22 protein-coding genes are annotated in these 19,139 nt (G+C 65.1%); 14 read left to right on the top strand and 8 right to left on the bottom strand.

From position 1 onward, the window contains the following. Positions 1-273: 273 nt before the first annotated feature. Positions 274-582 (bottom strand): hypothetical protein, encoded by a 309-nt coding sequence (locus tag AAHM41_RS30275; protein ID WP_342240348.1) that lies wholly within the window; start codon positions 580-582, stop codon positions 274-276. A gap of 279 nt (positions 583-861) precedes the next feature. On the opposite strand from AAHM41_RS30275, the gene arsB reads away from it, so the two are divergent. The 13 genes from arsB to AAHM41_RS30210 all read left to right on the top strand — a co-directional run bounded on the left by arsB (position 862) and on the right by AAHM41_RS30210 (position 13,814). Further along, on the top strand, positions 862-1,956 hold the full coding sequence (gene arsB, locus AAHM41_RS30270) for an ACR3 family arsenite efflux transporter (protein ID WP_342240347.1): 1,095 nt from the start codon (positions 862-864) through the stop codon (positions 1,954-1,956). Between the two features lie 70 nt (positions 1,957-2,026). Continuing rightward, entirely contained in the window at positions 2,027-2,347 is a 321-nt protein-coding gene (locus AAHM41_RS30265) for an ArsR/SmtB family transcription factor (protein ID WP_342240346.1), read from the top strand. 29 nt (positions 2,348-2,376) lie between these two features. Continuing rightward, positions 2,377-2,799 (top strand): arsenate reductase (glutaredoxin), encoded by a 423-nt coding sequence (gene arsC, locus AAHM41_RS30260; RefSeq protein ID WP_342240345.1) that lies wholly within the window; start codon positions 2,377-2,379, stop codon positions 2,797-2,799. 54 nt (positions 2,800-2,853) lie between these two features. Next, positions 2,854-3,600, top strand: a complete 747-nt coding sequence (gene arsH / locus AAHM41_RS30255) for an arsenical resistance protein ArsH (protein WP_342240344.1) — start codon at positions 2,854-2,856, stop codon at positions 3,598-3,600. A 30-nt stretch (positions 3,601-3,630) separates the two neighbouring features. After that, positions 3,631-4,032 (top strand): ArsR/SmtB family transcription factor, encoded by a 402-nt coding sequence (locus tag AAHM41_RS30250; RefSeq protein WP_342240343.1) that lies wholly within the window; start codon positions 3,631-3,633, stop codon positions 4,030-4,032. Between the two features lie 45 nt (positions 4,033-4,077). Further along, on the top strand, positions 4,078-4,617 hold the full coding sequence (locus AAHM41_RS30245; protein WP_342240342.1) for an arsenate reductase ArsC: 540 nt from the start codon (positions 4,078-4,080) through the stop codon (positions 4,615-4,617). Beyond that, positions 4,617-5,639 carry an ArsJ-associated glyceraldehyde-3-phosphate dehydrogenase gene (locus tag AAHM41_RS30240; RefSeq protein WP_342240341.1) on the top strand — a complete coding sequence of 341 codons (1,023 nt, stop codon included), beginning with the start codon at positions 4,617-4,619 and terminating at the stop codon, positions 5,637-5,639. Before AAHM41_RS30245 ends, AAHM41_RS30240 begins: the two co-directional genes overlap by 1 nt. Then, positions 5,636-6,904 (top strand): organoarsenical effux MFS transporter ArsJ, encoded by a 1,269-nt coding sequence (gene arsJ / locus AAHM41_RS30235; RefSeq protein ID WP_342240340.1) that lies wholly within the window; start codon positions 5,636-5,638, stop codon positions 6,902-6,904. The genes AAHM41_RS30240 and arsJ overlap by 4 nt, the downstream gene beginning before the upstream one ends. A gap of 146 nt (positions 6,905-7,050) precedes the next feature. Further along, complete coding sequence (locus tag AAHM41_RS30230) at positions 7,051-7,917, top strand: substrate-binding domain-containing protein (RefSeq protein WP_342240339.1); 867 nt, start codon at positions 7,051-7,053, stop codon at positions 7,915-7,917. After that, positions 7,914-9,335 carry a sensor histidine kinase gene (locus tag AAHM41_RS30225; RefSeq protein WP_342240338.1) on the top strand — a complete coding sequence of 474 codons (1,422 nt, stop codon included), beginning with the start codon at positions 7,914-7,916 and terminating at the stop codon, positions 9,333-9,335. Before AAHM41_RS30230 ends, AAHM41_RS30225 begins: the two co-directional genes overlap by 4 nt. Continuing rightward, positions 9,322-10,659: a sigma-54-dependent transcriptional regulator gene (locus AAHM41_RS30220; RefSeq protein ID WP_342240337.1), complete on the top strand. Its 1,338-nt coding sequence runs from the start codon at positions 9,322-9,324 to the stop codon at positions 10,657-10,659. Before AAHM41_RS30225 ends, AAHM41_RS30220 begins: the two co-directional genes overlap by 14 nt. Positions 10,660-10,807: 148 nt before the next feature. Next, on the top strand, positions 10,808-11,335 hold the full coding sequence (locus tag AAHM41_RS30215; RefSeq protein WP_342240336.1) for an arsenate reductase (azurin) small subunit: 528 nt from the start codon (positions 10,808-10,810) through the stop codon (positions 11,333-11,335). A 16-nt stretch (positions 11,336-11,351) separates the two neighbouring features. After that, entirely contained in the window at positions 11,352-13,814 is a 2,463-nt protein-coding gene (locus tag AAHM41_RS30210) for an arsenate reductase (azurin) large subunit (protein ID WP_342240335.1), read from the top strand. Between the two features lie 260 nt (positions 13,815-14,074). Here the strand turns inward: AAHM41_RS30210 and AAHM41_RS30205 are convergent, their stop codons facing one another. The 3 genes from AAHM41_RS30205 to AAHM41_RS30195 form a co-directional block, all read right to left on the bottom strand. Beyond that, positions 14,075-14,311, bottom strand: coding sequence for a hypothetical protein (locus tag AAHM41_RS30205; RefSeq protein WP_342240334.1), 237 nt, complete (start codon positions 14,309-14,311; stop codon positions 14,075-14,077). Between the two features lie 320 nt (positions 14,312-14,631). Further along, the gene (locus AAHM41_RS30200; protein ID WP_342240333.1) at positions 14,632-15,255 is read right to left on the bottom strand and encodes a DUF6647 family protein; all 624 of its coding nucleotides are present in this window, start codon (positions 15,253-15,255) and stop codon (positions 14,632-14,634) included. A 522-nt stretch (positions 15,256-15,777) separates the two neighbouring features. After that, positions 15,778-16,101, bottom strand: a complete 324-nt coding sequence (locus AAHM41_RS30195; protein ID WP_342239075.1) for a GYD domain-containing protein — start codon at positions 16,099-16,101, stop codon at positions 15,778-15,780. A gap of 634 nt (positions 16,102-16,735) precedes the next feature. Between AAHM41_RS30195 and AAHM41_RS30190 the strand changes: the two genes are divergently transcribed. Then, positions 16,736-16,903: an IS1096 element passenger TnpR family protein gene (locus AAHM41_RS30190; protein ID WP_342240332.1), complete on the top strand. Its 168-nt coding sequence runs from the start codon at positions 16,736-16,738 to the stop codon at positions 16,901-16,903. Between the two features lie 82 nt (positions 16,904-16,985). Here AAHM41_RS30190 and AAHM41_RS30185 read toward each other — a convergent pair whose 3' ends face one another. The 4 genes from AAHM41_RS30185 to AAHM41_RS30170 all read right to left on the bottom strand — a co-directional run. Next, positions 16,986-17,459 carry a hypothetical protein gene (locus AAHM41_RS30185; RefSeq protein ID WP_342240331.1) on the bottom strand — a complete coding sequence of 158 codons (474 nt, stop codon included), beginning with the start codon at positions 17,457-17,459 and terminating at the stop codon, positions 16,986-16,988. Between the two features lie 648 nt (positions 17,460-18,107). Beyond that, a complete protein-coding gene (locus AAHM41_RS30180) occupies positions 18,108-18,278 on the bottom strand; it encodes a hypothetical protein (protein WP_342240330.1) in 171 nt (56 codons plus the stop codon). Positions 18,279-18,280: 2 nt separating this feature from the next. Continuing rightward, positions 18,281-18,472: a hypothetical protein gene (locus AAHM41_RS30175; protein WP_342240329.1), complete on the bottom strand. Its 192-nt coding sequence runs from the start codon at positions 18,470-18,472 to the stop codon at positions 18,281-18,283. A gap of 411 nt (positions 18,473-18,883) precedes the next feature. Then, positions 18,884-19,139: hypothetical protein (locus tag AAHM41_RS30170; RefSeq protein ID WP_342240328.1), on the bottom strand; the 256-nt coding region annotated here is incomplete at its 5' end.

The raw sequence follows: 19,139 nt of genomic DNA, 5'->3' as shown, positions 1-19,139 counted from the left end.
TGGTCGGCCTTCTGCACCAGCGCCTTGATCTCGGCGATCTTCGCACCGCTCAACGCTGGCGGTGTCCATGGCATCGCCGCGGGCATATGGACCACGGCGTCCTCAATCGCGTCAGTCATGGCCGCAGCTGGGCCAACGCTGTCGCCTCCTCGCCCCAGATCCGGACGATGGCAGCCACGTTCGCCGCTGGCGCTCCGTCGGCAAGCGCCTGGCGAAGCCGGTCGCCATCGGCGTGGTCACGCAAGAGACGCTCCGGATGGTGGCCATACGGTCTCATGGCTTGGCCGATCCAGCCGCCGTCTCGTCGCCAGCGTGACTGCCCCTCCGGGTGGCGCGGCGGCTCGGCTCTGCTTGCAGCATCGCCGCCGCGGCGCCGTTGGCCAGAGTCACGATAGCGACGGCGGTGGCGGCCGCCTGCACCGCCAGGGCGCCTCGGGTGCCGGGCGGGCAGAGCCGCAACACCTGGCGGCCGCGGGCGTCGCGAATCACCGTGCCGATCGTCCGGTCATCCGGGTCGAAGCAGGCCGGCGCATCCGCCTCCGTTCGCCACGGTGTCTCGGTCGCGTCTCTGCTGGTCGGCACGATCCCCTCCGTTGTGCTGCCGGCGCTGGCGGCGCCCCCCGTGCCGACGATTCTACTCGATCCGTGCCGCGCAACAAGCTGTCCAATGCGCGATAACTGCCATTGTCGTGCATTGGAATCAATGCGTTAGCGGAAACGCGGGGAGCGTGGCATTTCCACTTTCCCACATCGCGATGTTGTTTCCTGCATCATTCGAAATATCTTGAAATATCGATGCATCTGGCGTTTACAGTCACCTTGACGCTCCCGTCATCCGCAGCGCCTGAACCGGAAGCCGCCATGCCATCCGCATCCGAACCTCGCCGCCTGTCCTTCCTGGACCGCTACCTGACCGTCTGGATCTTCGCGGCTATGGCGTTCGGGGTTGCGCTCGGAACAATCTTCACCGGATTGCCAGGATTGCTCGACAGCCTGTCGATCGGCACCACCAACATCCCGATCGCCATCGGCCTGATCGTGATGATGTACCCTCCCCTGGCGAAGGTCCGCTACGAGGAGCTTCCTCAGGTCTTCAGCGACAAGCGCGTCCTCCTCCTCTCGCTCGTTCAGAACTGGGTGGCCGGGCCTGTTCTGATGTTCGCGCTGGCCGTGATCTTCCTGCGAGATTACCCGGCCTATATGACGGGCGTGATCCTGATCGGGCTGGCGCGTTGCATTGCCATGGTGCTGGTCTGGAACCAGCTTGCTTGCGGCAGCAACCAGTATGTGGCCGGCCTCGTCGCTTTCAACTCGATCTTCCAGATCCTGTTCTTCAGCGTCTACGCCTGGATCTTCCTGACGGTCCTGCCGCCGCTGTTCGGTCTGGAGGGCAGCGTCATCGACGTCAGCGTTTGGACCATCGCCGAGGCGGTCCTGATTTATCTCGGCATTCCGTTTCTCGGCGGCTTCCTCACGCGCCACATCCTCACTCGGGCGAAGGGCGATGCCTGGTACGAAAGCGCCTTCCTGCCGAAGATCGGCCCCCTGACCCTCGTCGCTCTGCTGTTCACGATCGTCGCGATGTTCACCCTGAAGGGTGGCGCGGTGGTGCAGCTTCCACTGGACGCCCTGCGCATCGCCATGCCGCTCGCGATCTACTTCCTCGTGATGTTCGTCATGAGCTTCCTGATGGGCAAGCTGATCGAGGCCGACTATCCCCGCACCACCGCTCTGGCCTTTACCGCAGCGAGCAACAATTTCGAGCTGGCAATCGCCGTGGCCATCGCCGCCTTTGGCCTGGCATCGCCCGTGGCGTTTGCCGCAGTGATCGGTCCGCTGGTGGAAGTTCCCGTCCTGATCGCGCTGGTGCACGTCGCGTTGTGGCTGGGCCGTCGGTACTTCGCGGACACGCACGCACAGGCCGTGGGAAAGCCGGCGGCCGATGCCGCAGAGTGATCGCACGCCACCACCGTTGCCGAGCTCGGCGGCGGTCTCGACGCGAGCCGGAATGAAGGAGACGGACGCGATGGACATCGGCGACAGCCTGTCGATGCTGCGGGCCCTGTCCCAGGAAACCCGCCTCGAAGTATTCCGCCTGCTGGTCAAGGCTGGGCCGGCCGGCCTGCCCGCCGGAGAAATCGCCCGCCGCCTCGGCGCACCGCAGAACACCATTTCCACCCACCTCTCCATCCTGGAAGACGCGGACCTTCTCCGGTCGAAGCGTGCCGGGCGGTCGATCACCTATGCGGCCGACCTTCGGAGCATGGGCAGCCTCATCCAGTTCCTGGTCGAGGATTGCTGCCAGGGCTTGCCGGAGATCGCCTGTGCCGCAGCCGATGACGTGTGACGCAGCGTGACAGTGACCAGGGGCCGGACATGAGCGTGACGATCTATCACAACCCATCCTGCGGCACGTCGCGGAACGTGCTCGCGATGATCCGCAATGCCGGCATCGAGCCGACCATCATCGAGTATCTGAAGACACCACCGACGCGCGACGTCCTGCGGGGGTTGATCGCCGACGCCGGCTTGCCTGTCCGTGCTGCGCTGCGCGAAAGGGGCTCGCCCTATCATGAGCTGGGACTCGGCGATCCCGCCCTGACCGATGACCAACTCCTCGATGCGATGATGGCGCACCCGATCCTGATCAATCGGCCATTCGTGGTCACCCCTCTCGGCGTCCGGCTGTGCCGCCCCTCGGAAGCGGTCCTCGACATACTGCCTCAGCCGCAACAGGGGTCGTTCACTAAAGAGGACGGTGAGGTCGTTGTCGATAAGGCCGGCCGTCGCATCCGGTAGCAGCATTTTTCGGGGCGGTGGCCATTGGCCCGCCTCAAAACCAGGAACCCTCTGATGTCCACAGCTGTGCATGACGACGCCGTCAGTTTTCCCGCCCTGGATGACCGTTTCCTGGAAGTCCCCGATCTTCGACAGCTCGAGCCGAAGCGGGTGTCCACCCATCCGCCACGGTTCCTCCTGCTCTACGGCTCGTTGCGGGAAAGGTCCTACAGCCGGTTTCTCGCCCAGGAGGCCGCGCGCCTCCTTGAGCGCTTTGGTGCCGAGACCCGCATCTACGATCCACGCGGTCTGCCGCTGCCCGACAGCGTGCCGGCGGACCATCCGAAGGTCGCGGAGCTGCGCGAGCTGTCGGCCTGGTCGGAGGGACAGGTCTGGTGCAGTCCGGAGCGGCATGGCGCGATGAGCGGTGTTCTGAAGGCGCAGATCGACTGGATTCCATTGGAGATCGGGGCTGTGCGGCCGACGCAGGGCCGGACCCTTGCGGTAATGCAGGTCTCGGGCGGATCGCAGTCCTTCAATGCGGTGAACGCGATGCGCGTTATGGGTCGCTGGATGCGGATGGTGACCATCCCGAACCAGTCCTCAGTCGCCAAGGCCTATCAGGAGTTCGACGAACTTGGCCGCATGAAGCCCTCGCCCTACTACGAGCGGGTCGTGGACGTCATGGAAGAGCTATACAAGTTCACCCTGCTCGTCCGGGACCGATCCGATTATCTCACGAGCCGGTACAGCGAGCGCCGCGCCGAGGGGATCGAGATCGACCTGGTCGCGCAACAGGCCGCAGCGTCCCTGGGATCGTGAGCGCCTCGCCCGGCGGCATGTGACAGTTGCGTGACAAATGTCGAGTTCGCATTCACGGTTGTTGACCTCCCACTTAATTTCGACAATGTTCGAAATATGGAAATCAAGCCCGCAGTCGACGCTTTCAGTGCCCTCGGACATGAGACCCGGCTCGCCGCCTTCCGGCTGCTGGTCGAGGTCGGACCGTCCGGGCTGCCTGCCGGCGAGATCGCGGAGCGGCTTGGCGTCGTCGCCTCCACATTGTCCTTTCATCTGGCCCAGCTCGAAAGGGCGCAGCTGCTGCGCTCCTGGCGGGTCCAGCGGCAGATCTTCTACGGCCTGGACATCGAGGGGACGCGCCAGCTGATCGGTTTCCTGGTGGCGGATTGCTGCGGCGGAAACCCCTCCCTGTGCGGAGATCTGGCGACTGTCGCGGAAAAAGCCTGCTGCTGACCTCGCCGGACCGTCGGTCCGGCAGCACCGGGAGATGCACGGCCGATGTCCGATCGGATCTTCAACGTTCTGTTTCTCTGCACCGGCAACTCGGCCCGCTCGATCATGGCCGAGGCCGTCCTGAACAGTCTTGGCCGCGGACGTTTCCGCGCCTTCAGTGCCGGAAGCCATCCGAAGGGCTATGTCGAGCCGCTCGCCCTTGAGCTTCTGCGGAAATCGCATTTGCCGACCGAGAATGCTCGCTCCAAGGGCTGGGAGGAGTTCGCGCGGCCCGGCGTCGAGCCGCTCGATTTTGTCTTCACCGTCTGTGACTCGGCTGCGGCCGAGGTATGCCCGGTTTGGCCAGGCCAGCCGATGTCGGCGCATTGGGGCGTTCCCGACCCCGCCGCGGCGACCGGCAATGACGCCGAGCGGGCCCTGGCATTCGCCGATGCCTTCCGCATGCTGTACAACCGCATCAACATCTTCGTGGCCCTGCCGATCCGATCGCTCGATCGCATCAGCCTGCAGCATCGCCTCGACGCGATCGGACGCACGAAGATGCCGTCGCAGAGTGAATCTCTCGATCCCCACGAGAAGGTCTGATGCCTCGCCTCGGAATCAACGGCCTCGGCCGCATCGGCCGACTGGCGCTTCGTGCTGCCTTCGACGCCGAATACGGCGATCGGGCTTTCGACATCGCCCTTGTGAATGAGGTCAAGGGCGGTGTCGAGACGGCGGCCCACCTGCTCGAGTTCGATTCCGTGCACGGTCGGTGGAGAGTTCCCATAGCCGCGGAGAATGGCGGCTTGCGCGTTGATGGAGCGTCGATCGCCTATTCCGAGGCGGCAAAGCCAGGAGACATCCCGTGGGACGACCACGGCGTCGACATCGTGCTGGAGTGTTCCGGGAAGTTCCGCTCGCCCCAGACGCTTCAGGGGCATTTCGACCGCGGCGCCAAGACCGTCATCGTCGCGGCGCCGGTCAAGGAGGGTGCCCTCAATCTCGTCGTCGGCGTGAACGACGACCTGTATCGCCCGGGCGAGCATCGCCTCATCACCGCGGCGTCCTGCACGACCAACTGCCTCGCCCCGGTCGTGAAGGTGATCCATGAGGGGCTCGGGATCGAACGCGGCGTCATCACCACCGTGCACGACGTGACCAACACTCAGGTGCTGGTTGACGCCCCCCACAAGGATCTTCGCCGCGCGCGGTCGGCGCTGACCTCGCTGATCCCGACGAGCACCGGCTCGGCAACGGCGATCACGATGATCTACCCGGAGCTGAAGGGGAAGCTGAACGGGATCGCGGTGCGCGTGCCGCTGCTCAACGCCTCGCTGACCGACTGCGTGTTCCAGGTGCAGCGCGACACCACGGTCGAGGAGGTGAACGCGCTCCTGCGAAACGCCGCCGAGGGCCCGCTGAAGGGCATTCTCGGCTTCGAGGCCCGTCCCCTGGTCTCGGTCGATTTCGTGAACGACACCCGGTCGTCGATCATCGACGGCCCGTCGACCATGGTCGTCGACAACCGGCTCCTGAAGATCCTCGCCTGGTACGACAATGAGATGGGCTACGCCTATCGCATGATCGACCTGGCCAACACAGCGGCGCGAGGGCTGCGGCTGTGAGCAGCACCAGCGGCCTGAAGGCCTATGTCGCGGTGACGGCTGCCTATTGGGGCTTCACCCTGACCGACGGCGCGCTCCGCATGTTGGTGCTGCTGCACTTCAACACGCTCGGCTACAGCCCGCTGCAGCTGGCGATGCTGTTCGTGCTCTACGAATTCTGCGGCGTCATCACCAACCTGTTCGGTGGCTGGATCGGGGCCCGGCTCGGGCTGAAGGTGACGCTCTGGTCGGGCCTGCTGATCCAGATCGGCGCCTTGATCATGCTGTCGCTGCTGAACCCGGCCTGGACTCTCCTGGCCTCCGTCGCCTGGGTGATCACCGCACAAGGCCTGTCGGGAATCGCCAAGGACCTGACCAAGATGAGCGCGAAGAGCGCCATCAAGACGGTCGTGCCGGAAGGACGCGACGGCGCACTGTTCCGCTGGGTCGCGATCCTGACCGGCTCGAAGAACGCCCTGAAGGGGGCGGGCTTCTTCCTCGGCACCCTGCTTCTGGAGATCCTCGGCTTCAATGGCGGCCTCTGGGCGATGGCGGCCGGGCTTGCGGTCGTGCTGACCGGCTCGATGCTTCTGGTGCCGCCGGACATCGGCAAGGTGAAGGGCAAGGTCGGCTTCACCGCGATCTTCGCCAAGTCCCGGGAGATCAACCTGCTGTCGGCTGCCCGCTTCTTCCTCTTCGGGGCCCGGGACGTGTGGTTCGTGGTCGGCCTCCCGCTATTCCTCTATGACGTGGCCGGCTGGACCTTCACCGAGGTCGGCGCCTTCTTGGCGCTGTGGACGATCGGCTACGGTATCGTGCAGGCGAGCGCCCCGACCTTCGTCAAGCGCTCTCCCGATGGCCGGACCGCCGAGACGCGCGCCGCGCGTCTCTGGGTCCTGGTGCTGGCCTTCATCCCGGCGGCGATGGCGGTGCTTCTGCTCGAGCCCGGAACCGGCATTCCGGCACAAGCGGTTGTCCTGGTCGGCCTGGGCCTGTTCGGCGTCGTGTTCGCCCTAAACTCGGCGATCCACTCCTATCTGATCCTGGCCTACACCGAGGGCGACAAGGTCGCCCTCAACGTCGGTTTCTATTACATGGCGAATGCCGGCGGCCGGCTTATCGGCACCCTTCTGTCCGGCTGGGTCTACCAGCTCGGCGGGATCGAAGCCTGCCTCGTCGCTGCCGGCGTGATGGTGGCATCGTCCTGGCTGATTTCCCTGCTGTTGCCGGTCACCGTCCCGCCGGGAACGGTCGCCCCCGTCAGAGCCCTGGCCGATGACGGCTGACATCCGCTGAGTTGGGGATTTGAGGCCAAGAGACATTTCGGCTATCGTCAAAATATCATAATGCGGCCGGTAACGCCGAATGGCGCCGGACGGCTTGGGAGGCATTGCCAGCGATGCCCAGGGATGGGAGGAGCACCGGTTTCTCGGTGATCCGTCTCGACCGCCGGCTTGCGGTGATAGGCGGCGTATTGTCATTCGCGGGTCTCGCCGTCGGCCGTGCCCGAGCCCAATCCTCCGACCCCGTTCGGATCGGCATCACGCCCGTCGTCATCGATTCCGACGTTGCCTTCCTCGACCGGTTCGCGACTTATTTCAGCGGGCGGCTCGGCCGCCCCGTCATCATCGAGCAGCGTCGGACCTACCAGGAGATCACCGCGCTGCTGCTCTCCGGCCAGATCGAAGCGGCCTGGATCTGTGGTTATCCCTATGTCCAGCACCGTGACAGGCTAAAGCTCGTCGCAGTGCCGGTCTACCGCGGTGAACCTCTCTATCAGTCCTATGTGATCGTGGCCGCGGACAATCCGGCCCAGTCGCTGGGGGGCCTTCGGAACCAGATTCATGCCTTCAGCGATCCGGACAGCAATTCGGGGTTCCTGGTGACGCGCTGGCTGCTCCACCAGATCCATGAGTCTCCGCGATCCTTTTTCAGCTCATATTTCTTCACCTACGGCCATCGCAACGTCGTGCGAGCAGTCGCGGCGGACCTCGCGCAGTCCGGAAGCGTCGATGGCTACGTCTGGGATATCCTGCAGCAGATCGAACCGCCGCTGACCGACGCCACCCGCATCCTTCACCGCTCCCAGAAACTCGGATTCCCGCCGATCGCCTGCCTGGCGGCGCGTGCGGAAGAGCCGGCCATCGTCCAACTGAAGAGCCTGCTGCTGGAGATGGATCGCGAGGAGAGCGGCCGGGAACTCCTGGCCAACCTGCACCTCGATCGGTTCGCTGACGAGCCCGAGGATCTCTTCGCGGGGATCGCGACCCTGTATGACGCTGTCAGGAGCGACGCATGATCGCCCGGTGGCGGCGCATTCCCCTATCCGTCAAGATCCCGCTTCTCGTGGCGGTCCTCATGCTGTCCGCAGGCGTTGCCGCCTCGGCCGTGGTTCTCAAGCGCCTCGAAGCGGACCAGGAGAGCTACCTCCGGAACCTCTCGACCAGCATGCTCGACGGCGTCGCCCTTGCGGTAGCGCCGACCATCATGCGACGCGACGTCTGGGAGACGTTCGACGTGCTCGATCGCGCGGCCCAGGCTGGCGGACGCGTCCGTCCAACCTGGCTGACCGCCATTCTCCCGGACAACACGGTGCTCGCGAGCTCGCAGCCCCGGCGCTTTCCCGTCGGCACTCAACTCGCTTTCGTGGCGCCGGATCTGAGCATCGACGCCGCGTCGGAAACGGCCCATCTCGCCCGCACGATTCAGCAAGCCGGCACGACGGTTGGCCAGATCAGCGCCGAGATCCACATCGGCGATCTCATCGCAGCGCGGCGCCAAGCGCTGCGGACGCTGATCATCGTCAATGGCCTCCTCGCTTTGACCTTCGCCGGGCTGGGGTATCTGGCGGTCCGGTTGCTGCTGCGCCCCGTGGCAAGCCTGACCGCGCATGTCGGCGAGACGCGGGCCGGCGTGCCTCGGCCGATCCCCCGAAGTCTGACCGCCGGTTGGCCGCAGGAATTCCAGGCGCTGGCAGATCGATACAACCGGATGACCAGTGCGGCCGCGGAGCGGGATGCCCTGGCCGCGCAGCTCGCCGAGGAAGAGAAGGTCGCCGTCATCGGCCGCCTGGCATCTGGCATGGCGCATGAGGTGAACAATCCGCTCGGCGGCATGATGACCGCGCTCGATACCCTGAAGGTGCACGGCGACAACCCGGCCGCGCGTGCGCGGAGCATCGCCCTGGTCGAGCGAGGCCTTCTCGGCATTCGCAACGTCGTCCGCTCGGTGTTGGTGTCCTACAAGGACAGTACGACCGCCAGCACACTCGATCCTGGCGATCTCGACGATCTGCAGTTCCTCGTCGCCCACGAGCGGAGTCGGCGCCAGATCCGGCTGGTCTGGACCAACGCTCTCCAGTCCCCCATCGACGTGGATGGCGGTGCAGTCCGACAGGTGGTGTTAAATCTCCTGCTGAACGCCTGCGCGGCGACGCCGGTCCGCGGCACCGTTACCTTCATGGCTCTGGCGAAGGGCGACCACCTCCACATGGCCGTCCGTGATGAGGGCAACGGACTGCCGGCCCCGATGGCAAATCTCCTGAACACTGCTGATGCACAGCCGCCTGCTGGGTCGCATGGCCTTGGCCTCTGGAGTGCCGCCCGCCTGCTGCGCCGTCTCGGCGGCACCGCGACGGTGAGGTCCCACGCCCGTGGAGGAACCAGCATCCGTCTCGTGATCCCGATCGGCCGGAGGACCCTCGATGCTGCAGCATGATCGCCGCCGGATCGGCATCATCGAGGACGACCCGATCGTGGGTCAGTCACTCGCTGATCGATTTGAGCTGGAAGGCTACTCGACGTGCTGGTGGTCGACAGCGAAGGATGCCCTGGACCGCCTGGCGGCCGATGCCTTCGACCTGGTGCTGTGCGACATTCAACTGCCCGACATGAACGGCGAGCAGGTCCTCCAGCGGCTCAACGAAGCGCCTGGCCGGGCCCCGGTCATCTTCGTCACGGCGTACGCCGAAATCGAGCAGGCGGTCCGCCTGGTCAAGGCTGGGGCCGAGGACTACCTCGCCAAGCCGTTCGACGTCACGGAGCTGCTCGGGAAGGTCTCGTCGATCCTGGAACGCAGCGATCGGCCGACTGGGGAGCTTGGTCGCTCCCGTCCGATGCAACAGGTCGAGGCGCTTCTCCGGCGCATCCTCGACATCGATTCGACGCTGCTGCTGACCGGTGAAAGCGGCGTCGGCAAAGAGGTGGCGGCCCGCTTCGTTCACCAAGCCTCGAAGCGCGCCGGCCAGCCCTTCGTCGCCGTCAACTGCGCGGCGATCCCCTCCGAGCTCATCGAGAGCGAGCTGTTCGGTCACGAAAGAGGCGCCTTCACCAACGCCCACGCGCAGCACCGAGGCTATGCCGAGCGGGCCGGCGACGGGATCCTCTTCCTTGACGAGATCGGCGAGCTGCCGCTCGCGGTCCAGCCGAAGCTGCTCCGGCTGGTTCAGGACCGGGTGTTCACCCGGGTCGGCGGCGAGCGGACCCACCCCTTCTCCGCCCGCGTGATCTGCGCGACGAACGCCGATCTTGAGCAGCGGGTCCGGGAAAGACGGTTCCGGGAGGATCTGTTCTTCCGGATCAACGTCATCCCCGTGGCAATCCCCCCTCTCCGCGATCGGCCGGCAGACATCGAAGATCTGCTGCGCTTCTACGTCGACCGTTTCGCAACCATGTTCGCACGGGATGCCATTGGCGTTGCTGACGGGGCCATAGAAGCTGCTCGCGATCACCGCTGGCCTGGCAATGTGCGGGAGCTGCGGAACCGCGCCGAGCGGGCTGTCGCCCTTGCCACCTCGACGGTGATCACCGAAGCCGACCTGTTTCCCGATCAGAGGCGCCTCCACGACGTGCCGGCTGGCGACGACCGGCCGGTCGCCTCGCTGGCCGGCCGCCGACAGGCGCTGGAGCAGCGCCATATCGAGGAGGCGCTCGAACGGACCGGCTGGCAGATCGCCCGGACGGCGGAACTGCTCGGCATCTCCCGCACGACGCTTTGGGAGAAGATGCGGAAGTACCGGCTCGACACCAAGCCTCGGCGTTAGCCGGACGTTCGGTTCACCGGACGCTGTCGTTCATAGACGTTCGGATTTCCGAACCATTGCTCCGAAGTTGCCCAGAGATTCCAAGCCCCTACGGTCTGGCCCCCTTCTTGCTTCGCCTGACGTAGCAAGATCGCGGGAGGACTCTGCCATGAAGAGCTGTTCGCGCCTGGTCGACCTTGGTCGCCGGCAATTCCTTCGGGGCGGCGGCGCGGCCGCAGTTGCGACGGTCGCCATCGGGGCCACCGGTGTCCCGGCCATGGCCGCAGCGCCGCTGGCGCGCGTGGCGTATCCAACGAACCGGCTGGCCAACGTCAAGGACCTCAAACTCAACGAGCCGCTCGACATCACCTATCCCGACGACAGCAGCCCAGGGGTGCTGATCAAACTGGGTTCCTCGGCTGAAAGCGGCGTCGGCCCCGACGGCGACATCGTGGCCTTCTCGACGCTCTGCCCGCACAAGGGGTTTTCTCTGCACTTCGTCGCCGACGACAAGACCCTTGACTGTCCCGGCCACTATTCCCGGTTCGACTGCGAGAAGGGTGGATTTCAAATCTGGGGGCAAGCCACCCAGAACCTTCCTCAGTTCCAGCTTCGCGTGGATGACAAAGGCGACATCTACGCGGAGGGAGTCGACGAGCTCATTTACGGCCGCCTCAGCAACGTGCTGACGGCTTGAGAGACGGGAGGACATTATGGCCTACAAGCGCTTCGTCGATCGCCTTCCGATCCCTCCGGCCGACGCCAAGGTCCACAACGTCACCTGCCACTTCTGCATCGTTGGATGCGGCTATAAGGCCTATACGTGGGATGTGAACCGTCAGGGCGGCACGGGGCCCAGCGAGAACGCGTTCGGAGCGGATCTCTCTCGGCAGCAAGAGGCCGAAACTGCAGCTTGGTTCTCGCCAGCGATGTACAACATCATCCAGCAGGACGGTAAAGACGTCCACATCGTGATCAAGCCTGACAAAGAGTGTGTCGTGAATTCGGGCCTCGGCTCCATCCGTGGCGCCCGTCTCGGCGAGCTGTCCTATTCGGAAGCCCGGGGCACCCAGCAGCAGCGCCTGACCTCCCCGCTGGTCTGGCGCTATTCCGGCATGCACCCGACCTCCTGGGACGACGCCCTGGAGCTGGTTGCCGAGGTGACGCGCCGGGTCGTCGAAGACCAGGGTGAGGAGGGGCTCATCGTCTCCGCCTACGACCATGGCGGTGCCGGCGGTGGCTACGAGAACACCTGGGCGACCGGCAAGCTCTATTTCGAGAGCATGAAGGTCAAGAACATCCGGATCCACAACCGGCCGGCCTACAACTCCGAGGTCCATGGCACCCGCGACATGGGCGTCGGCGAGCTGAACAACTGCTACGAGGATGCCGAGCTCGCCGACACGATCTTCGCTGTCGGCACCAATTCGCTGGAGACGCAGACCAACTACTTCCTCAATCACTGGGTCCCCAATCTCCGCGGCACGTCGTTGGCGAAGAAGAAGGAACAGCTGCCGGACGAGCCGCACGAGGCAGGCCGCATTGTCATCGTCGACCCGCGGCGGACGGTCACCGTCAACGCCTGTGAGATCGAGGCCGGCAAGGACAAGGTCGTGCACCTGGCCATCAACTCGGGCACGGACCTGATCCTGTTCAACGCGATCATGACGGTGGTCGCGGACAAGGGCTGGATCGACAAAGCCTTCATCGAGGCCAGCACCAGCGGCTACGACGCCATGGTCGGTGCCAACAGGGTCGACCTTGGCGAAGCGGCGAAGGTCACCGGCGTCTCGGTCGAGGACATCCAGAAGGCCGCGGCCTGGATCGCCGAGCCCAAGGGTGGCAAGCGCCGGCGGACGATGTTCGCCTATGAGAAGGGCCTGATCTGGGGCAACGACAACTACCGCACCAACCAGGCGCTGGTGAACATCGCGTTGGCGACCGGCAATGTCGGTCGCCCAGGCGGCGGTTGCGTCCGAATGGGCGGTCATCAGGAAGGATATTCTCGCCCCTCAGATGCCCATGTCGGCAGGCCGGCGGCCTATGTCGACCAGCTGATCATCAACGGCAAAGGCGGCATCCATCACATCTGGGGTTGCGACCACTTCAAGACGACGCTGAACGCGTCGGAGTTCCGCAACGTCTACAAGCAGCGGACCGACATGGTGAAATACGCCATGGCGAAGGTGCCCTACGGCGACCGCGCCGCTATGATCGAGGCGATCATGGGTGCGATCAAGGCGGGAGGCCTGTTCTCGGTCGACGTCGACATCGTTCCGACCAAGATCGGGGAGGACGCCCACGTCGTGCTTCCAGCAGCGACGGCCGGTGAAGCGAACCTCACCTCGATGAACGGCGAACGCCGGATGCGGCTGACCGAGCGGTACATGGATCCGCCGGGTCAGTCGAAGCCGGACTCGTTGATCGTCGCCGGCCTGGCCCAGAAGCTGGAGGCCTCCTGGCGCAAGGCCGGGAAGCCCGAGATTGCCGATCGCTTCAAGGGCTATGACTGGAAGACCGAGGAAGACGCCTTCCTGGACGGTTACGCCAAGCATGAGAAGGGCGGCCAGTTCGTGACCTATGCCCGGCTGCGGGCGATGGGCACCAATGGCTTCCAGGAGCCTGCCACCGGACTCGACGGCGACAAGATCGTCGGGACCAAGCGGCTCTTCACCGACGGCAAGTTCTCGACCGACGACAAGAAGGCGCATTTCGCGGCGACTCCGTGGCGCGGCCTCCAAGCCGAAGGCAAACAGGCCGAGAAGGACAAGTACCCGTTCCTGATCAACAACGGCCGCACCAACCACGTCTGGCAGTCGGCCTATCTCGACCAGAAGGATGAGTTCGTCGTCGACCGCTGGCCCCTGCCCTTCATCGAGCTGAGCGCCGCGGACATGACGGAACTCGGCCTCAAGGCCGGCGACCTCGTCGAGGTGTTCAACGGCAACGGCTCGACCCAGGCCATGGCCTACCCGACCCCGACGGCGAAGCCGAAACAGGCCTTCATGCTGTTCGCCTACCCGACCGGCGTGCAGGGCAACGTGGTGTCGAAAGGAGTGAACGAGCTGGTCATCCCCAACTACAAGCAGACCTGGGCCAGCATCCGGAAAATCGCCGACGCGCCCGAGAGCGTTCGGCATCTGACCTTCAAATCCCAGGAGTCTCGGCAGGCCTGAGCCTGCTCTGCGACCGCCAGGGGTCCTCGTGCCCCTGGCGCCTCTCTCTCTCAAGGACGCGACCAAGTCGTCATTTCAGGACAAACTCGGACGGCGCCGCGCCTACGTCTGCCGCAGCGTCGGCCGCGCGCGTTCATGCGGGTGTCAGGGGGCCCGGCCTCGGCTGCGGTGCAACACCACCAGGAGCACGGCCGACGCGACATTGGCCATTGCCAGCACCCACACGCTGGTCTGTAGCAGCGATGGGCCGACGCGGTCGATCAACAGCGCGCCAATGAAAACGGCGCGATCGCCTGGACCAGGAGTCCAGGCACAGCGAGCTTGCCCATCAACGTTGCATACCCGTCAGCACCGAACAGCGCCAGCGGGAGTGGCCCTTTGGCGATCGACTCGAGCCCGATGCCGCCGCCATAGATCATCAGGGCCACCGCCACGATCGGCGCGCCGGCGACGAGCAGGCTCAGACCGAGCGTGACCAGCGTCGTGGCGACGATCATCGTGCGAACAGGCGCCAGGCCGGGACCCCTCAGTATCGCTCAAATTAGGTCTCTTACCATGCCGATCGGCGTTGGGACCCGATGCCGATTTACACAACTTCCACAATCCGCCTTTTCGAGACGATAGGGCGCCCGCCAAGGCACTCGCTGCGTTGCTGCGTTATGCCAAGGACGCGCGCTCGAGATTAGATGACCATGGTCACGACCGGACGCGTACGCTTCACCGACCACGGGGTTCAGAGTAGCTGCATGACCCGGTCTTGTTGCTTCTTTGTTCTCAGATGTCGTGCGCCTACGCACTCCTCTTGTAGTGACGCCTCTTAGAGGCAGCTGGTGCGCACCAAGACAGTGAATGGATCGGATTCAAAATCGGCGAAGAAGTCGTGCCCGAACAATGCCAACCAGTCTTGTTGCGCTGCGTAAGCGAGCTTTTCCCGAGCTTCGAGACAAGCGAACTTGATCCCGGCCAGATTCTGCAAGTGGTGGACCATCTCATGAACCAACACCGACAGTTCGACGGGTGTACTTCCGATCCATGTTTCGGGCAAGTACATAATTCTACCCGTGTCGTCATAGAGGGCCACGGTAGTTGCGGAAATCAGGGACGCCCCAATACGCCCGACGTCGGCTTGGCTGCCTGACCAAAGATCCACACGAACATCATCATGCCGCAAGGCGACCATCGTCTCCGCCGGCACAAATTCGATGGCTGGCCGATCATAGTTGGCAGGAAGATCATAGTTGCTCGACAGCCAGCCCACGATCGCGGTCAGCAGTTCGGCGTTGATCTCGGTCGATCCCGGCTTTATGGCAGCTGCGCCGACAACAATATCGAACGCGGTACCGGGAAGCCTGACGATTTGCAATGGTGATGTCATCGACTCCTGAATAACGGAATCGATCGTCGGCACTTCCCCGGAGAGGGATACCGCCGCCGGAAACATGAGTAGACCAGCACAAAGGAACGACCGCTTTAGCATTGGAACCCCCATTCATGCTGACGTTGATCATCATGATGGCCACAATCGCGCCTATTGTTTTGTAAATTATAAATGTTGGACAACTGTAAATTTTCATACGTACGCGCTACGAAATTTTGAATCTTGAATAGACAGTTGCAGAGCTTGAAGTTGGCGACGACAGATCCTGCTGACTCCCGAAATCAATGCCAATCATTCGAAAGTCGTCATCGACACTCTCTCGGATATTCAGGTCCGACGATCCATCCGCCCCTGCCGACTTTCGGCACGCCGGTCGCGCCGGCTGGGAGCCCGGCGCACCGGATTTCGGTAGCTCAGCGGCGAAAGTTAACGGAGTCGACGGTTGCCCGCGTCAGACTGGACACGACAGCCACACAGCAGCGGTGCCTGGTCTCCAGCAAGGCCGCGCCGGCAAGAGGTCGTCTCCCCTCTCGCGTCCCTGGTCGACCGCCACGGGCGTCTCAGCCTCCAGGCGGCCGCAGCGGGTCAGGCTGGCGGTGTATAGCTGGCCTTCTGTGCCAGCGTCATCGCGCTCATCGCCTCCTCGGGCGTCAGCAGCGGGGTCGTCCTGTATTTGCTGAGCGCCCCGGAGCTGCTGGTGGCCAAGGCAACCGCGGCGGCGGCTTCGTTGTTGGGGAACTCGGCCAGCAGAGCAACATCATACTCGCCGAAGCAGAAAAACAGGCTGTGCATGCGACCCCCGACCGACTCGCATGTCTTTGCGACAACCTCCCTTCTTGTTTGCGGGTTCTCCACCAAGGCCTTGGTTGCTTGCGCGGCGTACGAAACCTGGATGAGATAGTGCGGCATGGCGCATCTCCCTAATTTCCAAGGTCCAGCAACAACCTCACTTCTGGTACCGAAACAGCTTTGACGGTCCAGCGAACGCTTGGCAGAGGAGCTCGTCAAGGCAGCCATCCGGGGGATGCTGGCGGCGGTCCGGCTGCCTGCTGTCGGGCGCCATGGAAAACCGGACCCCCGTGCAGTTCCGGATGTCGCTTGATACCTGACAGCCGGTGAGGAACCTCACCGGCCTATCTCCCGTTGCGAGAGTGCGCCGTTGCGGTGCACTCCGACGGCGTTCAGCGACCCGGCCGCCAGACCTCAGATCTCCATGGGCCGCCGGGTCGCACCATGTCCCGACACCACCGTAGCCCGACGATACGGCGGATGCATTCTTTCTGATGAGCGGATGCATACGGTTGTATTATTGCGGTACCTCGCCTCATCGCAGCAATATTGTTACGTCCGGCAATCCCCTCCGCCGTGACATCTCAGCGGCCCGCCCCGTGTGTCCCCCACCCCGCGGCGGCGGGCCGCACCATCTCCGGATCCCGTCCCGGCATCCCAGGCCGTTCCGGAGGGCATAACAAACCGGGGGGACCTGCTGGTCAGAAAGGCGGGAAGGCGTTAGGCTGCAGGGGAATGAGCTTACGGGTGGCCCATGGCACGCCGACCGGCCCGCAAGCGCAAGCCTGACCCCGCGTTGCCGATCCTGCAGCTGAAGATCCGGCTCCTGGATGTCAGCCCGATGGTCTGGCGGCGACTGCTGGTCCCGGCCACAACGAGCCTGCAGGAACTGCACGGCATCCTCCAGGTCGCCATGGGCTGAGACGGGATCCACCTTACGGGGTCGTTACAAGAGTAGGTCGTAGGCGTCCGACATCCGAGAACGGGCTAGCAACATGCTGGATTTATTCCGACTGGAGCAGCCTGCCCGTGAAATTCCCCACCCACAGTCTCTCGTGCCGCCGATAGATCCGGGCCGAGCTGTAGCTCTTCCACCGCCCGTGCTCCATGGCCTTCTCGAGCGGGACGCCGAGCAGGTCGGCGGCGGTCATCATCCCGGCCCGCAGGCTGTGCGCCGAGAATTCCGCCGCGCCGACGCCGGTGCGGGTGACCACCCGCTTCACCACGCGGGCGATCGTCGCCGGGTCGATCGGCAGCAGGCGGCCGTCGCCGCCGGCCACCAGGTTGCCGCCGCGGTCGAGCCGGCAGAACAGGGATCCGGGCGCTTCGCCCCGGGCTTCGAGCCAGCGGCGGAGCGTCGCGACGGCGCAGAGCGCCGCGCCGGGCACCGCCTCGATGCCGATCTCGGCGCCATGGCGCTCCTGGTCGGCCTTGGAGCGGCCGACGAACAGCACCAGGCCCTCGGCCGTGAAGGACACGTCCCGGAGATCGAAGGCGGCCAGCTAGGAGCGGCGGAAGCCGCCGGCGAAGCCGATCAGCAGCAGCGCCATGGTCGCGCACCCCGCGGGTGACCCGCAGGTCCCGGCGCCCCTCCCCTCCCCCGCCGGCGAGCGCGGCGCCGGCGAGCTCCGGATGGGCGTCGGGGGTCAGCACCAGGGAGGCGGCGCGCAGGTTCGGCTCGAGCAGCGCCGCCTTGCGCACCGGCCGGGCGCCCTTGGTGCGGCGCAGGCCCTTGAGGAAGGCCTCGAACTCGGCGTCATCGACTGCCAACGGCCGCTTCAGCCGCTTGCGGATCGCCACGACCGCGGCCCGGCGCAGCAGAATGGTGTTCAGGGACCTCTTCTCCGACAACGCCGTGAGGTGCATCACGAGCCAGCGGGCGTCGGCCGCGGCCGCGGGGTCCTGGCCCGTGGGATCGAGGCCGAAGCCCAGGCACCACTCGCTCCACGCCCGCCAGGCCTTGCAATAGGCGATGCGCGTGTTCTGAGACAGGGAGGCCTCGACCAGCTGATCGGCCTTCGCGGCCAGGGCCTTGATCTCGGCGATCTTCGCCTCGCTCACGGCCACCGGCCCCGCCGGCGGTGTCCACGGCATCGCTGCAGGCAGCAGTGCGGCGGCGTCCTCGATCACCTCGCCCATGGCCGCAGCAGCGCGCGCAGCGGGTGCAAAGCGGTCGTGCCCCGGAGCCGGATGACGCCGGCCGCGATCGCCGCCGGCGTTCCGCCCGCCGCCGCCCGGCGGAGCCGGTCGGCATGATCGCGCAGGAAGCGCTGGGGGTGGTTGCGGTCCTGGCGCATCGTCACCGCTCCAGCACGGCGCGGCCGAGGTCGGTGACGACCAGCTGGTGCCGGACGCCGGGCCGCGGCGCCGGGTGCCCGGCCGCGAGCGCCCGGCGCTGCAGGCGGCCGCGGGCGGTGCGGCCGTCCTCGTCATCGATGCGCGTGTCGGGATGGGCGATGCCGCGCCGCAGGACCGCGGGGCGGTCCGCCACGGGTGGCTCCGCCGCCGGCGCTGTCTGATCATCGTCCCGCATCATCGCCCTCCCGGTTGCCCTGGGCGCCGCCGTGATCCCCCGCGCGTCGTCCCGGACACGATTCTACCCGATCCGTGCCGCGCAACAATCATTCCAATGCGCGATAATCGCTTTTGTCGGGTGCTGGACAAAATAAGCTAAATAGAAACTTGATGGAGCTCCCGCCAACATTGACATTCACTCAATAAAAAGATAAATCACGGTACGGTGCGAAATCATCTTATCGCGACGAATTCGAGCTCGCGGCCTAGTTTCTAGTTCGCCTCATGAACGCTCCCGGAGAAGGAGTACCGATGTCCAAGCGGGGGAGCCGCAGGCTGGTCGGGTTCGCCCTGCAGCGAACCCGACCTGAAGATGATCCGCGACGGCCTACTCGAACATCCCCTTAGGCGCCTCGCCCTTGAGGGAAGGCTCGATCACGGCCAGCAGCAGGTCGATCTGGCCGATGAAGGCGGCCTGCGAGGTCGCCGGCAGCACGGCGAGGCGCGAGGCCGGCAGCGGCTGGCCCATGTCGCCCGTGGCGCCGCCGCCAAGCAGCCGGAACCGGGCCACCGAATGCTCCAGCGTCGCCACGTCGGCGTCGCCGGCGATGATCAGCACCGGCGTCTTCAGCGCCTTGCTAGTG

This window comes from Inquilinus sp. OTU3971, from assembly GCF_038440215.1.
The sequence above is the reverse complement of the archived record's forward strand: the minus strand, read 5'-3'. Positions and strand labels throughout refer to the sequence as shown.

What these genes read in the sequence shown, in the direction of transcription:
- arsB (WP_342240347.1), top strand. Translation starts at nt 862, where the DNA reads ATGCCATCCGCATCCGAACCTCGCCGCCTGTCCTTCCTGGACCGCTAC.
- AAHM41_RS30265 (WP_342240346.1), top strand. Translation starts at nt 2,027, where the DNA reads ATGGACATCGGCGACAGCCTGTCGATGCTGCGGGCCCTGTCCCAGGAA.
- arsC (WP_342240345.1), top strand. Translation starts at nt 2,377, where the DNA reads ATGAGCGTGACGATCTATCACAACCCATCCTGCGGCACGTCGCGGAAC.
- arsH (WP_342240344.1), top strand. Translation starts at nt 2,854, where the DNA reads ATGTCCACAGCTGTGCATGACGACGCCGTCAGTTTTCCCGCCCTGGAT.
- AAHM41_RS30245 (WP_342240342.1), top strand. Translation starts at nt 4,078, where the DNA reads ATGTCCGATCGGATCTTCAACGTTCTGTTTCTCTGCACCGGCAACTCG.
- AAHM41_RS30240 (WP_342240341.1), top strand. Translation starts at nt 4,617, where the DNA reads ATGCCTCGCCTCGGAATCAACGGCCTCGGCCGCATCGGCCGACTGGCG.
- AAHM41_RS30225 (WP_342240338.1), top strand. Translation starts at nt 7,914, where the DNA reads ATGATCGCCCGGTGGCGGCGCATTCCCCTATCCGTCAAGATCCCGCTT.
- AAHM41_RS30220 (WP_342240337.1), top strand. Translation starts at nt 9,322, where the DNA reads ATGCTGCAGCATGATCGCCGCCGGATCGGCATCATCGAGGACGACCCG.
- AAHM41_RS30215 (WP_342240336.1), top strand. Translation starts at nt 10,808, where the DNA reads ATGAAGAGCTGTTCGCGCCTGGTCGACCTTGGTCGCCGGCAATTCCTT.
- AAHM41_RS30210 (WP_342240335.1), top strand. Translation starts at nt 11,352, where the DNA reads ATGGCCTACAAGCGCTTCGTCGATCGCCTTCCGATCCCTCCGGCCGAC.
- AAHM41_RS30205 (WP_342240334.1), bottom strand. Translation starts at nt 14,311, where the DNA reads ATGATCGTCGCCACGACGCTGGTCACGCTCGGTCTGAGCCTGCTCGTC.
- AAHM41_RS30200 (WP_342240333.1), bottom strand. Translation starts at nt 15,255, where the DNA reads ATGTTTCCGGCGGCGGTATCCCTCTCCGGGGAAGTGCCGACGATCGAT.
- AAHM41_RS30195 (WP_342239075.1), bottom strand. Translation starts at nt 16,101, where the DNA reads ATGCCGCACTATCTCATCCAGGTTTCGTACGCCGCGCAAGCAACCAAG.
- AAHM41_RS30190 (WP_342240332.1), top strand. Translation starts at nt 16,736, where the DNA reads ATGGCACGCCGACCGGCCCGCAAGCGCAAGCCTGACCCCGCGTTGCCG.
- AAHM41_RS30180 (WP_342240330.1), bottom strand. Translation starts at nt 18,278, where the DNA reads ATGCGCCAGGACCGCAACCACCCCCAGCGCTTCCTGCGCGATCATGCC.